15 protein-coding genes are annotated in these 12,062 nt (G+C 69.4%); 9 read left to right on the top strand and 6 right to left on the bottom strand.

Features of this window, described 5'->3' with window-relative positions; genetic code table 11:
• The first annotated feature begins 132 nt into the window (after positions 1-132).
• Positions 133-1,662, top strand: a complete 1,530-nt coding sequence (locus ADL15_RS15825; protein ID WP_067690639.1) for a hypothetical protein — start codon at positions 133-135, stop codon at positions 1,660-1,662.
• A gap of 61 nt (positions 1,663-1,723) precedes the next feature.
• Positions 1,724-2,275: a thymidine kinase gene (locus ADL15_RS15820; RefSeq protein ID WP_067690637.1), complete on the top strand. Its 552-nt coding sequence runs from the start codon at positions 1,724-1,726 to the stop codon at positions 2,273-2,275.
• Between the two features lie 41 nt (positions 2,276-2,316).
• On the opposite strand, the gene ADL15_RS15815 is transcribed toward ADL15_RS15820, so the two are convergent.
• Positions 2,317-3,261 (bottom strand): GlxA family transcriptional regulator, encoded by a 945-nt coding sequence (locus tag ADL15_RS15815; protein WP_067690634.1) that lies wholly within the window; start codon positions 3,259-3,261, stop codon positions 2,317-2,319.
• A gap of 86 nt (positions 3,262-3,347) precedes the next feature.
• Here ADL15_RS15815 and ADL15_RS15810 point away from each other — a divergent pair, with 86 nt between their 5' ends.
• Positions 3,348-3,767 (top strand): hypothetical protein, encoded by a 420-nt coding sequence (locus tag ADL15_RS15810; protein WP_067690628.1) that lies wholly within the window; start codon positions 3,348-3,350, stop codon positions 3,765-3,767.
• 2 nt (positions 3,768-3,769) lie between these two features.
• A complete protein-coding gene (locus ADL15_RS15805) occupies positions 3,770-4,012 on the top strand; it encodes a DUF3817 domain-containing protein (protein ID WP_232344129.1) in 243 nt (80 codons plus the stop codon).
• A gap of 33 nt (positions 4,013-4,045) precedes the next feature.
• On the opposite strand, the gene ADL15_RS15800 is transcribed toward ADL15_RS15805, so the two are convergent.
• Complete coding sequence (locus tag ADL15_RS15800) at positions 4,046-5,470, bottom strand: chitinase (RefSeq protein WP_067690623.1); 1,425 nt, start codon at positions 5,468-5,470, stop codon at positions 4,046-4,048.
• Positions 5,471-5,838: 368 nt separating this feature from the next.
• Between ADL15_RS15800 and ADL15_RS15795 the strand changes: the two genes are divergently transcribed.
• Positions 5,839-6,351, top strand: coding sequence for a SigE family RNA polymerase sigma factor (locus ADL15_RS15795; protein WP_083971290.1), 513 nt, complete (start codon positions 5,839-5,841; stop codon positions 6,349-6,351).
• 27 nt (positions 6,352-6,378) lie between these two features.
• On the top strand, positions 6,379-7,149 hold the full coding sequence (locus ADL15_RS15790) for a hypothetical protein (protein ID WP_067690620.1): 771 nt from the start codon (positions 6,379-6,381) through the stop codon (positions 7,147-7,149).
• Between the two features lie 34 nt (positions 7,150-7,183).
• Here ADL15_RS15790 and ADL15_RS15785 read toward each other — a convergent pair whose 3' ends face one another.
• From ADL15_RS15785 to ADL15_RS15775, 3 genes are all read right to left on the bottom strand, one after another.
• Positions 7,184-7,780 (bottom strand): TetR/AcrR family transcriptional regulator, encoded by a 597-nt coding sequence (locus ADL15_RS15785; protein ID WP_067690617.1) that lies wholly within the window; start codon positions 7,778-7,780, stop codon positions 7,184-7,186.
• A 209-nt stretch (positions 7,781-7,989) separates the two neighbouring features.
• Positions 7,990-8,184, bottom strand: coding sequence for a hypothetical protein (locus tag ADL15_RS15780; protein ID WP_067690614.1), 195 nt, complete (start codon positions 8,182-8,184; stop codon positions 7,990-7,992).
• 151 nt (positions 8,185-8,335) lie between these two features.
• The gene (locus ADL15_RS15775) at positions 8,336-9,310 is read right to left on the bottom strand and encodes a helix-turn-helix domain-containing protein (RefSeq protein WP_232344128.1); all 975 of its coding nucleotides are present in this window, start codon (positions 9,308-9,310) and stop codon (positions 8,336-8,338) included.
• A 519-nt stretch (positions 9,311-9,829) separates the two neighbouring features.
• On the opposite strand from ADL15_RS15775, the gene ADL15_RS54170 reads away from it, so the two are divergent.
• The 3 genes from ADL15_RS54170 to ADL15_RS15760 are packed head-to-tail and all read left to right on the top strand — an operon-like array spanning position 9,830 to position 11,808.
• Entirely contained in the window at positions 9,830-10,150 is a 321-nt protein-coding gene (locus tag ADL15_RS54170; RefSeq protein WP_067690608.1) for a hypothetical protein, read from the top strand.
• Positions 10,080-10,754 carry a LuxR C-terminal-related transcriptional regulator gene (locus tag ADL15_RS54165; RefSeq protein WP_083971289.1) on the top strand — a complete coding sequence of 225 codons (675 nt, stop codon included), beginning with the start codon at positions 10,080-10,082 and terminating at the stop codon, positions 10,752-10,754. Before ADL15_RS54170 ends, ADL15_RS54165 begins: the two co-directional genes overlap by 71 nt.
• Position 10,755: 1 nt before the next feature.
• Positions 10,756-11,808 carry a sensor histidine kinase gene (locus ADL15_RS15760; protein WP_067690605.1) on the top strand — a complete coding sequence of 351 codons (1,053 nt, stop codon included), beginning with the start codon at positions 10,756-10,758 and terminating at the stop codon, positions 11,806-11,808.
• 8 nt (positions 11,809-11,816) lie between these two features.
• Here the strand turns inward: ADL15_RS15760 and ADL15_RS15755 are convergent, their stop codons facing one another.
• Complete coding sequence (locus tag ADL15_RS15755) at positions 11,817-12,038, bottom strand: hypothetical protein (RefSeq protein WP_067690602.1); 222 nt, start codon at positions 12,036-12,038, stop codon at positions 11,817-11,819.
• Positions 12,039-12,062: the final 24 nt, after the last annotated feature.

The raw sequence follows: 12,062 nt of genomic DNA, 5'->3' as shown, positions 1-12,062 counted from the left end.
GGGGAGAACACCGTGCGGCGAGCGTCAGTGATCTCCTTATCGGATCTTTAAACTTCACCAATCGGGCGGTACGCAACCGGAACGTCGCAACGGGATCGATATCTCGTCCGGTCTATGTCATGATCCGGGGCGATGTCCATTCGCGCGCTTCCCGCCACCGCGGCCGTGCTCTCCACGGCCCTGCTGCTGACCACCGGCAGCGCCGCCCTCGCGGCCTCGAACACGCTCACCCTCACCGCGGTGAACCGGTCCGGCGCCAAGGTCGCGATCAGCGCGACCGCGGTCAACCTGTCGACCAGCTCGTCGTACACCCTCCGGGCCGGCAAGGCGCGGAAGCTGCCCAAGGGCAACTACGCCGTCGTGGTCTCGATCCCGACCGGCAGCACGACCACCCTCGGCGGGCGGACCGTGAAGGTCTCCGGCAACAGCAAGCTGACCCTGGACGCCCGCTCCGGCCGCCGGATCAGCCTGGGGCTGAACCCCGCCCCGTCCGGTCTCGCGGCCCGGCTCGACGTGCAGATCTGCACCAAGACCGACGCGCCCGCCCGGATCGACGCGAGCACCTGGGACCGGACCGCGCTCTACGTGATCCCGAGCAAGTCGACCAAGCTGGCCTACGGCGCGCTGGGATCGTGGACCGACGGCTCCGCCGAGACCGCCAGCTACGCGGTGATGCACCGGACCACCGGGCTGCCGAGCGCACCGGCCAAGACGTTCCGGCGCACCGGGCTGGCCACCGTGCAGGTCACCTCGCGCCGCGGGCCGAACTCGGCGAACTACCTCAACCAGGCGGTGCAGCCGGTCAAGGGTGGCTGCGGCGACGACCTGTGGGCGCCGCTGGGCTCCACCGACCGACCGGCCAGCAACAAGCTCTACCTGTCCGCCGGCACCTGGGACCTGCAGGCCGAAGGCACCCCGACCGTGACGCGCAAGGTAGCCGCCGGCAAGGCGTACAGCGTCCGGCTCAACAGCGCCGGCTGGGGGCCGGGCACCGAGCTGCCGTACACGTATCAGGGTCGCCTCGAGTTCCCGCTCGACGACATGTTCGCCGACCCGTCGCTCTCGGCCACGTCCGGCAGCATCAGCGATGGCCGCGGGACCGCGACCCTCACCTACCGCGGCAAGGTCGTCAAGACCCGGTCGAACCCCGGCGGGTCGCGGCCCAGCCTGTACTACCGACCGGCCAAGGCCGGCTGGTACACGCTGACCAACACCGCGACCAGGTACGAGGCCGGCGTCACCTTCCCGGCCGGGATGCTCTCCACCAGCAGCCGGGTCACCTACCGGTTCCCGCTGAACCCGAAGGCGAAGAAGAACACGCTGGCCCCGAACTACTCGGTGCAGATCATCCCGGCCGGCCTGGACCTGTACAACAAGGCCAAGCCGGGCAGCACCACCACCGTGACGCTCCGGCTGAACCGCGTCGTGCACTACGAGGACCTGACCCGCGGGGCGAACCCGAAGCTGAAGTCGCTGACCGCGAAGATCTCCGCGGACGGCGGCAAGACCTGGCGCGCGGTACCGGTCCGCAAGATCGGCGGCAACTGGACCGCCGTGGTGAAGAACCCGGCGGCCGGCTACGTCGCGGTGAGCGTCCGGGCCACGTACACCAGCGGTGGCTACAGCGAGTCGACGATCTACCGGACCTACCGCATCGGCTGACCGCGATCCGCTGACGGGGTGCGTGCCATCGGGTGATCCACCTGGTGGCACGCTCTGCGTCATGGACCTGACCGTGATCCTCGGCCCGATGAAGGGCGGCAAGTCGCTCGAGATGATCAGCTTGCTGTCCCCGCTGCAGCACACTGGCATCCCGCACCGCATCTTCCAGTCCGCCCGGCACGGCCGGGACACCGCGGTGATGTCCCGCTCCGGCGGCACCCTGGAGACCGTGAAGGTGCACTCGCTGGCCGGCGCCGCCGACGGTGACGTCGAGGTGATCGGGGTCGACGAGATCCACATGTTCACCGTCGACGACATCGCGGTGCTCGGCGTCGCGGTCCGGCAGGGTGTCAAGGTGGTCGTGGCCGGCATCGACCTGGATCACCGGGGGCAGCTGTTCGCGCCGGTCCGGGCGCTGTTCGAGCTGGCGCCGGAGAAGGTGATCTATCGGCGCGCGGTGTGCGACGTGTGCCGGTCGCTGGACGCGACGCACACCCAGGTGCTGGAGCACGGCAAGCCGTTCATCCGGGAACTCGCGCCGTCGACGGCGCTGCCGGACGACGGGACCTACACGTACGAGGCGCGGTGCCGTCGCTGCGTGGTCCTGCCCTAGCTCTTGCGGAACGCCATCCGGTAGCTCTGTGGGCTGGTGCTCTAGCTCTTGCGGAACGCGACCCGGTAGCTCTGCGGGCTGGTGCCGACGATCAGTTTGAAACGGTCGCGGAACGCCGTGGGTGAGCCGAACCCGACCTGGCCGGCGATCTGCTCGACCGGCTGGTCGGTGGCCTCCAGCAGGTGCTGCGCGCGACGGATCCGGGCCCGGAGCAGCCACTGCAGCGGGGTCGTCCCGGTCTGCTCACGGAACCGGCGATTGAGCGTACGGATGCTCATCCCACCCCGCGCCGCGAGGTCGCCGAGCGTGACATCGGCGTCGGTGTTCTCCTGCATCCAGCTCAGCAGCGGTTCCAGGACCGAGCCGCGCGGCGTCGGCGGCTGCTCCGGCACGATGAACTGGGCCTGACCGCCCTCCCGCTCCAGCGGCATCACCGACAGCCGGGCCGCGTCGGCGGCGACCGCCGAGCCGTGATCGCGCCGGATCAGGTGCAGGCACAGGTCGAGGCCGGCGGCGGCGCCGGCCGACGTGAGGAACTGGCCGTTGTCCACATAGAGCACCCCCGGATCCACCTCGATCTGCGGATGACGGGCGGCGAGGTCCGGCGCGGCGAGCCAGTGTGTGGTCGCGCGCAGACCGTCCAGCAGGCCGGTCGCGGCCAGGATGAAGGCGCCGGCACAGATCGAGGCCACTCTCGCGCCGCCTGCGGCGGCTTTCCGCAGATGATCCAAAACCTTTTCCGGTACGACCATGGCCGCGTCCGCGCAGCCCGGCAGGATGATCGTGTCGGCGGCCAGCAGGGTGTCCAGGCCGTACCGGGCTCGCAGCGTGAACGCCCCGGCCTCGACGGTGTCGCCGACCGCGCAGACCCGCACCTCGTACGGCGTGCTGCCGTCGGCGAGCCGCACCCGGCCGAACACTTCGAGCGGCGTGGCCAGGTCGAACGGGATCACCTGGTCGAGCGCCAGAACCGCGACGATGTGCATGGCACCTTTATAGCTGGCCGGAATCCGTTGACAGCGGGCAATCCAGCCAGTTCCGGTGCCCGATAAGGATCACTAGCGTCCTCGGCGTGACAAAGCTCCTACTCAGCCTGCACGTCCTGGCGGCGATCATCGCGATCGGCCCGGTGACCGTGGTGGCCAGCATGTTCCCGGCAGCGGCCCGCCGCGGTCAGCGCGACGCCCTCCCCCTGCTGCACCGGATCTGCCGGGTCTACGCCCTGTTCGGCGTGGCCGTGCCGGTCTTCGGGCTGGCCACCGCGAGCAGCCTCGGCGTCCTCGGCGACACCTGGCTGATCACCTCGATCGTGCTCACCGGGCTGGCCGCCGCACTGCTCGGCCTGGCCGTCCTGCCCGGCCAGGCGCGGGTGATCGCGGGCGAGGACGTTCCGCCGAGCCGGCTCGGGATGCTGACCGGCGTCTTCAACCTGCTCTGGGCCGTGGTCGTGGTGCTGATGATCATTCGCCCCGGCTCGACGACGGGAGCCTGACCGTGCGCGTCCTGCGGATCGCGGCGCTGGTGGAGCTGCTCTCACTGGTGATCCTGCTGAGCAACCTGGCCACCGTGCACCTGAAGCCGATCACTTCGCTGTGCGGGCCGATCCACGGCTGCGCCTACCTGATCGTGGTGATCCTGGCCTTCCCGCACCGGCCGGCCCGGTTCTGGGCCTGGATTCCCGGCGTCGGCGGGTGGCTGGCCGTGACCCGGATTCAGCGGGTCACGGCCGGCCGGTAGCCCCTGATAGGGCAGGGCGTTCTCTCCCCGCCGTCAGGGCAGGGCGTTCAGGAACGGCTCGTGACTGTTCTTGAACTCCCAGCTGTAGAACCGGTCCCAGTTGATCGACCAGGTCATCAGGCCGCGGAAGTTCGGGTTGAGGCTGCTCCGCGGGGTGTATCCGCCGCAGCCGGTGCCCTTGACCAGGCAGGTGACCGCCGACTGGACGACGGCCGGCGCGACGTATCCGTTGCCGGCGCTGACCGAGCTCGGCGCGCCGAACGCGACCTGGTCCTCGCGCAGTGCGGGGAACATGTTCGCGGTGTTACCGGCCACCGGGAAGCCGGCCAGCATCATGTCGGTCATCGCGACGTGGAAGTCGGCGCCGCCCATCGAGTGGTACTGGTTGTCCAGCCCCATGATCGAGCCCGAGTTGTAGTCCTGCACGTGCAGCACGGTCAGGTCGTTGCGCAGTGCGTAGATCACCGGCAGGTACGACCCGGCCCGCGGGTCCTGGCCACCCCACGGCCCGGAGCCGTAGTACTGGTAGCCGAGCTGCACGAAGAACGTCTCCGGCGCCATGGTCAGCACGAAGCCGGTGCCGTACCGGGCCTTGAGCGACTTGACCGCGCTGATCAGGTTGACGATCACCGGGGTGGTCGGGTTCTTGAAGTCGGTGTCACCGGTGTTCAGCGACAGCGAGTGTCCCTCGAAGTCGATGTCCACGCCGTCCAGGCCGTACTTGTCGATGATCGCGCTGACCGAGCTGACGAACTTGTCCCGCGCCGCGGTCGTGGTGAGCTGCACCTGACCGTTGGCGCCGCCGATCGAGAGCAGCACCTTCTTACCGGCCGCCCGCTTCGCCTTGATCGCCGCGATGAAGTCGGTCTCGCTCTCCACCCCGGGGCACTCGGTGGCCGGGCAGAGGGTGAACCGGATGTCGCCGGAGGTCGCGTTCGTCGGCTCGCCGAAGGACAGGTTGATGATGTCCCAGTCGGCGGGCACGTCGGCCATCTTCAGGTAGCCGGCGCCGTTGGCGAAGCTGGCGTGCAGGTAGCCGATCAGCGCGTGCTTGGGCAGGCCGCCGACCGGGATCGGGGTGCTCGGGCTGGTGCTGGGGCTGGGGCTGGTGCTCGGGGACGTGCTCGGGCTCGGCGACGCGCTCGGGCTGGTGCTCGGCGATGTGCTCGGGCTGGCACTCGTCGTGCTCGGCGACGGGTTCGTGGTGCCGCCGCACGCGCCGCTGTTGATCCAGACGTCCCACTGGCCGCTCTTCAGGACCGGGTCCTCACCCTGGGTCCACCACTTCGCGGTGTAGTTGTTGCCACCCTTGGAGGCGACGTTGTCCTTGACGTAGGTGGCGGACGTGCTCCAGGCCGGGGCACACGCTGCCGCCGCGTTCGCGGTGCTGGCCACATAGACGCTGGAACACGCGGCGGCCACGACAGCCGCAGTGGCGAGGGTCACTGATCGACGCATGGCTAATTATTAGGACTGTTAACTGAAGTTGTAAAGAGATGGGCGCCCAGGAGAAATCCCGGCCGCGCCCAGATACGGCCCCCGGCCCGGGGAGACCTTGACCTCGCCCCGGCCGGCAACGGCATGGGGGCAGCGCGGCCACCGGATACCACCTGTCGTACTACGGCTCGTACGGCTACACCGGCGGCTTCGACATGCCGACCCCGCAGACCCTGCGCTGATCCCGCGACGAGGGCCCGGCTCCGATCGGAGCCGGGCCCTCCTGCGTTCCGGGCCGATCCGGCCGGCGCCGGCGCCCTTTCGTCCGTACAAAAAAGTCTCTCGGACAGGCCGGTAAACCTTCGCCCGGTGGCCGGCGTGTAAGCCATGTGACTCCCCGAAGCGAACCGACGGATACCAGCGACGCCGGGTACGTGGCCTTCGTCGCGGCCGGCTGGAACCGCTACCTGTGGATGGCCAGCGTGATCACCGGCGACCGGCATCACGGTGAGGAACTCCTGCAGGAGTGCCTGGTCAGCCTGTTCACCCGGTGGCGGAAGGTGGCCGGCAAGGGCGACCCGCACGCCTACCTGCGTCGCATGCTGGTCAACGGCAACGTGAGCCGGTGGCGGCGGTGGCGCCGGGAGGAGCCGGTGGCCGAGACGCCGGACCGGCAGGACGGCCGGTACGCGCCGGTCGAGCCGCACGACGCGTTGCAGCGTGCCGTGCTGCGCCTGCCCCGGCAGCAGCGCGCGGTGATCGTGCTGCGCTATTTCGAGGACCTCTCCGAGAAGGACGCGGCCGCTGCGATGGGCTGCTCGATCGGTGCCCTCAAGTCCACCCACTCCCGGGCCCTGGCCAAGTTGCGCGCCGAGTCGGCGCTCCTCGAAACCCGTGGCTGAACCCCTCTTTTCCATGGAAGGAACCTCATGAGCGACCTGCAGAAGGCCATGCACGACTGGGCCGACCGGATGCCCGCTGGTGAGCCCCCGATCGCCGAGCTGGTCGGCGCCGGCACGCGCAGCCGGATCCGCCGCCGGGTCGGTGCGGCCGGCACCGCGACCCTGGCCCTCGCGGCAGTGGTCGGTGTCGCGCTCTCCACCGGCGGCACCACGCCGTCCGGTTCGACCGAGGCGGCCGGCCCGGTGGCGACACCGGTGTCGCCGGCGTTGGAGCTGGCGGCCGCGGCCACCTCGACCGCGGAGTCCAGCTTCGCGTTCAAGATCGCCTCGACGCTGACCCTGGCCGAGTGGCAGATCGACCACGTCACGACCACGTGCACCGGTGCGCTCGACCCGGCGAACAACACCGGGTACGTCAGCGGCGGCCTCTTCGAGACCCGGCTCGTGGACGGGCACAGCTACGTCCGCAAGGACACGCTCTGGGTCGACCGCGGCAAGGGCACCCTGGCCGGCTCGATGCTCTGCGGTGACAGCAAGGCGCCGGCCGCGATCAGCGCCAACCCGGCCACCGCGCTGAAGAGCCTGCAGAAGGCCGGTGACGTCACCAAGACCGCCGGCGGTTACACGTTCACCGCCGACGAGGTGCGGGGCAAGGTCAAGGTGGCCGGCGGCAAGATCACCGAGTTCACGTACACGATCAACAGCAAGGTCACCAAGGACTACCCGGCGTACACCCGGGAGACCACGATGACGTTCGGCAGCTACGGCAAGGCGGTCTCGGTCAAGAAGCCGCTCTGATCATCAGCTGAGCGCCTGACCTGGGCGAGGGGCCTCATGGCCGCTCGCCCAGCAGCGTGAACCAGCTCTCCGCCAGCACGGTGACCACCTGCTCGCGGCTCGCCTCCGACCGCCCCTCGGTCCAGTGCCGGCCGAGATGGTCCAGTTGCACGAAGGCCAGCACGGCCCGGGAGTGGCGGACCTCCGGCACGAACCGCCCGGCCCGGTCGAGCCCGTGCTTGATCTCCGCGATCACTTCCTCGAACCAGCCCACGACCAGGCCGCGCAGCTCCGGCTCGACCGTGGCGGCCTCGCTTATCGCGCTGAGATGCGGGCGGAACAGCTCCCAGCTGCTCGAGCGGTGGTGCAGCCAGCCGGCCATGGCCTGGTAGGTGCCGGCCGCGACGACATCGACGAGGACCGGCGCCGACACGGAGCGTCCGAGGAGATCGTTCAACTCGTCGATGAGGGCCCGCACCAGATCGCTGCGGGATTTGAAGTACGCGTAGAAGGTCACCCGGGTGGTCCCGGCGGTCGACGCGATGTCGTCGACGGTGGTCGAGGCGTAACCCTTGCTCTGGAACAGCTGCAGCGCCGCGGACAGCAGGAGTTTGCGGGTCATCTCCTTCTGTGCCGCCCGAAGGTTCGCCACGCGGTCACTTCCCCCAGGTCAGCCCGCTGATCGTCGAATTAGCTTACGGCGCGGCCGGTACCGCGGTTCACCAGCCAATCCATGATCGCCAACTGGTGGGACGCCCGTCGTTGGTGGACTCGACCACTTTCGCGGCTTTGCCGCTTCAGGGGAGACAGCGAAGGGCCCGGACCGCTGCCGGTCCGGGCCCTGACTTTCCGGTACGAAGGTCAGCCGCTTCGCCGGTTGCCGTACTGGCGCGGGCTCTGCACGGTCCCGGAACGGACCTGACGCTGCCCGGCCTCGCCGTGCACGTGGTTGCCGGCCGACTTGCCCTTGGCCCGGCGTGCTGCCCGGTTCTCGAAGGGCTCGGGCGTCTCCTCGGTCTCCGGTTCCGAGCCGGCGTCCGCGGTGGGGTCAGTCATCGATGTCTCCTTGTGCTGTTCGAGACCGGAAAAACTCGCAAACGGCCCCGAAGCGCGACTTCCGCGATACGCAGACCGTAGCGCAAACACCACCGCGTTCAGGCCCACAACCGACGCCAGCCGGTGTCGGCGAGGCGTCACCGGCTCGGCGTCAGAGCCAGCCGCGCTTGGCGGCGCGGAGACCGGCCTCGAACCGGCTGCGCGCGCCGAGCCGGTCCATCAGGTCGGCCACCATCCGGCGGGCCGTCCTGGTCGACACGCTGAGGCGCTTGGCCGTCACCTCGTCGGTCATCCCCTGGGCCAGCAGCAGCAACAACTCGCGGTGCTGCGGGGTCAGCCCCTCCTCGTCCGGTTCCGGCTCGGCACCCAGCGGCGCGGCGGCCGTCCACACCTGCTCGAACAGGGTCAGCAACGAGGCGATCATGCCGCGGCCGGTGATCTGCACGGCGCCGGCCCGGCTGTTCTGCGGGTCGGCCGGCAGCAGCGCCACCTCCTGGTCGACGATCACCATGCGCGGCGGCAGGACCGGCACCGTACCGACCTCGCCGCCGGCCTGCACGAGCCACTGCGCGTACGCCACGGTGGCCTGATCGTTGCGGACGCTCTCCTGGTAGACGGTGCGCAGGCTGACACCCCGCAGCAGCGAGGCCTCGTCCAGCGGGCGGCTGGCCGCCAGGCTGGCCGGCGACTGACCACCACCGGGCATGAACGACAGACACTCGAAGGTCGCCCGCAGGGCCAGTTGCTCCAGCCGGGACTGGATGGCGTCCATCCCGGTCAGCAGCTCGTAGTCGGGTTGGGTGGTCTCCGGTCGCAGCACCGCACACTCGGCGACCATCTCGGCGATCGCGGCGTGGCTGGCCGCGATCTCGTGCTGCTGGCGGGCGAGATCCGCCTGCCTGCGGGCCAGCAGCGCGCTGAGCCCGACGTCCGGCCGGACCGGGCGCATCGCACCCGGCGCCTCCATCGAAGGGCTCAACAGCGCGAGTTCGAAGAGTTTGTCGAGTGCGGTCCGCACCTCGTTCTCGGTGAGCACCAGGTGCTCACCGATCTCGCCGACTCCCCAGCCGGGATTCGCCAGCATCGCCCGGTAGACCTTCTCCGCGCGCCCGTCGATTCCCAGCAATCCGAGTCCTGGCGACCCCAGCATGTGTCGCCCCCGTCATGCCGTGCCTGCATCAGTAGATCGCCCGACATTAATGCATCAGAGCAACCAGCGGCGGCCCCGTTCGAACAAATCACCGCACCGAACGGCCGAGCATTGTGGACGGTGCCGACCCTCCGGAAAAACCTCGCGCAACGCCGTAATTGGACAATTCATGCCCGGGGCCGCATCCCTGGTGACAAAAACCGGTCATGGCCGGTTGTGTCCAGCCTTCGGGGCCATGAACACCCCTGGCGCGCTGGTAGAAAGTTCTCAGGCCGATCGCCAAACGCGATTGCGGCACCGCAAAAGTCACCGGACCGGCGATTTTGGACATTCACGGGGGTAAAACCAATGAAGCTTCCTAAGCGTTTCTTCGTAGCTCTGCTGGCCGTCGGTTTCGCTTTCTCGGCGGCGCCGGCAGCGGTGGGCTCCCACACTTCGACTCCAGGCGGTGGCAACGTACTTGCTGGATTCGGCTGGGACTAAAAAGGAAGCGGAGTGATGGTACTTGTTTCCATCACTCTCGCGGCCGACGGTGAGCCGATCAGCACGGTCCTGCTCATCGACACGGTCTGGTCGGCCACCAGACCCGAGGACCGCCTCGAACATCTCAGCGCCCGAACCGGCGCCGGCTGCGTTCACCTAGGCATGTTCATCCGAACAGCGTCGGCCGACGAGGCGCTCGTCACCGCACACGAAATCTGGCTCAGAGCCGCCACGATGTCAACGACGCTCCAGTGCCTGAGGAATGTCTCCGCGGCGAGTCTGCGCACCATCGACATCGCCGATAGATCTTTCGCCAAGCGGCAGGACATATGATCTCGGAAGCAGGTCAGAAATGATCAGGGTTGGTATTGTTGATGACCATCCCATCGCCCTGTGGGGGTTGCGCGGCGCGCTGGAGTCAGTGCCTGACATCAGCGTGGTGGCGACCGCCGCGACGGCAGAATCGTTCGATCCCGCAAATCTCGATGTTCTGGTTCTCGATATCCATCTCGCCAGCGATCTACCCTGCGTTCCGGTTGTCACCGCAATGGCCGCACACACTCGAGTGATCATGACATCGGCAACCGAGCGGACGGCCGACATCGAGCAGTGCATGGCCGCCGGGGCCCGGGCGTTCGTTCCGAAGAGCAGCCCGCTCGAGCAGTTCGCCGACACGGTACGAATGGTGGTCGCGGACGGCTCGGCGCCGCTGGCCGCTCCCGCGGTCACCCATCCGGTCCTGTCACCCCGCGAGCGGGCGGTCCTGGACCACATCGCCGGCGGGCTCACCCACGAGCAGATCGCCCGCCGGCTGGGGATCAGCAAACACACCGTCGACACCTATCTCAAACGGGTCCGCGCCAAGCTGAACCTCGGCAACAAGGCCGAGCTGACCCGGGCCGCGCTCGCCACCTCCGGCCAACCAGCGGGGTACTGAGATGCGCCTGAGCACCGAACACTGGGCCCACCGGGTCAACCAGGTCATCCGGGTCGTGGTCGTCGCCACCGACCCGGCCCGCCGGGAAGAACTCTGCGAGCTGCTGGCGGCCGTGCCCGGCCTGCGGGTGACCGCCGCCGGGGCGGAGCTGCCGCGACGGCGTGGCCACCGCGGTGAGGTGCTGCTCGTCCAGCACGACTTCGGCAGCGACGACACCCGGCTGATCGAGCTGGGGCGGCTCAGCCGCCGTCGCCGTGTCGTCGTCACCTCGATGTCGCAGCTGCGCAGCGACATCTGGATGGCGGTGTCCTGCGGCGCGCTGGGGTACGCGACGTCCGACGCGGAGCTCGTGCCGGCGCTGCGCTCGGCCGCCGAGGGCCGCCCGCACCGGCCGTACTTCCTCGGCGACCCGCCGGCCTGGCTCGACCTGCCGCACCTGACCGATCGGGTCTTCGCCTACGTGCGGGAACGCGAGCGCGCCCAGTACCACCGCCTGATCCACGACCACGTGCTGCAGACCCTGGAGGGGTTGGCGCTCTCCCCGTCGATCACCGACGTGGAGGTCAAGGCGCTGCTCTCCCGGGAGGCGGGTGCGCTGCGCCGGTTCATCCGGGCCGGTGTCGGCGAGGACGTCCGGCCGCTGCTCACCGAGCTCCGGTCGATCATCGCCCGGCACGACCGCAAGCCGCTCGACGTGGTGCTGCGGACCGACGGGCACACCACGCCACCGCTCGCCGACCAGACGCTGCGGGCGCTGGCCGACGCGGCGAACGAGGCGCTCTGCAACGTCAGCAAACACGCGGCCGCGCCGTCGGCGGCGGTGACGGTCACCGCCGCGCCGGACGCGGTGAGCATCCGGATCGTCGACTCGGGTGTCGGGTTCAACCGGCGTACCACCCGGCCCGGCTTCGGCCTCAACGAGTCGATCGTCGCCCGGATGCAGTCGGTGGGCGGCAACGCGACGATCGAGAGCATTCCCGGCCGTGGCACGGTGGTCGAGCTGACCGGACCGGCCATCCGGGTGCCGAGCCGGCCCGAGCACCGCGCCGCGTGAGGCGCCGCTCAGTTCCGGTTGCGGGGGTGCTGCCGGGCGGTGCGTTCGTTGCCGTGCCGGTAGTTCCCCGTCCAGCGGGCCATCGCCAGCTGCGGATCGTCCTCGACCTCGGCGAGGAACTCGGCGGCGCGAGCGCCCCGCAGCTTCGCCGCCACCCGGCCGTGATGCGTGACGATCACGGTGCCGTCGGCGCGACGAACGTACTCGAATCCACTCGCCGATCCACCCATTCGTCGGACTGTACGCGACTCCAC

This window comes from Actinoplanes awajinensis subsp. mycoplanecinus (genome assembly GCF_001509495.1).
GTDB lineage: Bacteria > Actinomycetota > Actinomycetes > Mycobacteriales > Micromonosporaceae > Actinoplanes > Actinoplanes palleronii.
The sequence above is the reverse complement of the archived record's forward strand: the minus strand, read 5'-3'. Positions and strand labels throughout refer to the sequence as shown.

What these genes read in the sequence shown, in the direction of transcription:
- ADL15_RS15825 (WP_067690639.1), top strand. Translation starts at nt 133, where the DNA reads ATGTCCATTCGCGCGCTTCCCGCCACCGCGGCCGTGCTCTCCACGGCC.
- ADL15_RS15820 (WP_067690637.1), top strand. Translation starts at nt 1,724, where the DNA reads ATGGACCTGACCGTGATCCTCGGCCCGATGAAGGGCGGCAAGTCGCTC.
- ADL15_RS15815 (WP_067690634.1), bottom strand. Translation starts at nt 3,261, where the DNA reads ATGCACATCGTCGCGGTTCTGGCGCTCGACCAGGTGATCCCGTTCGAC.
- ADL15_RS15800 (WP_067690623.1), bottom strand. Translation starts at nt 5,470, where the DNA reads ATGCGTCGATCAGTGACCCTCGCCACTGCGGCTGTCGTGGCCGCCGCG.
- ADL15_RS15790 (WP_067690620.1), top strand. Translation starts at nt 6,379, where the DNA reads ATGAGCGACCTGCAGAAGGCCATGCACGACTGGGCCGACCGGATGCCC.
- ADL15_RS15780 (WP_067690614.1), bottom strand. Translation starts at nt 8,184, where the DNA reads ATGACTGACCCCACCGCGGACGCCGGCTCGGAACCGGAGACCGAGGAG.
- ADL15_RS54165 (WP_083971289.1), top strand. Translation starts at nt 10,080, where the DNA reads ATGTCTCCGCGGCGAGTCTGCGCACCATCGACATCGCCGATAGATCTT.
- ADL15_RS15760 (WP_067690605.1), top strand. Translation starts at nt 10,756, where the DNA reads ATGCGCCTGAGCACCGAACACTGGGCCCACCGGGTCAACCAGGTCATC.
- ADL15_RS15755 (WP_067690602.1), bottom strand. Translation starts at nt 12,038, where the DNA reads ATGGGTGGATCGGCGAGTGGATTCGAGTACGTTCGTCGCGCCGACGGC.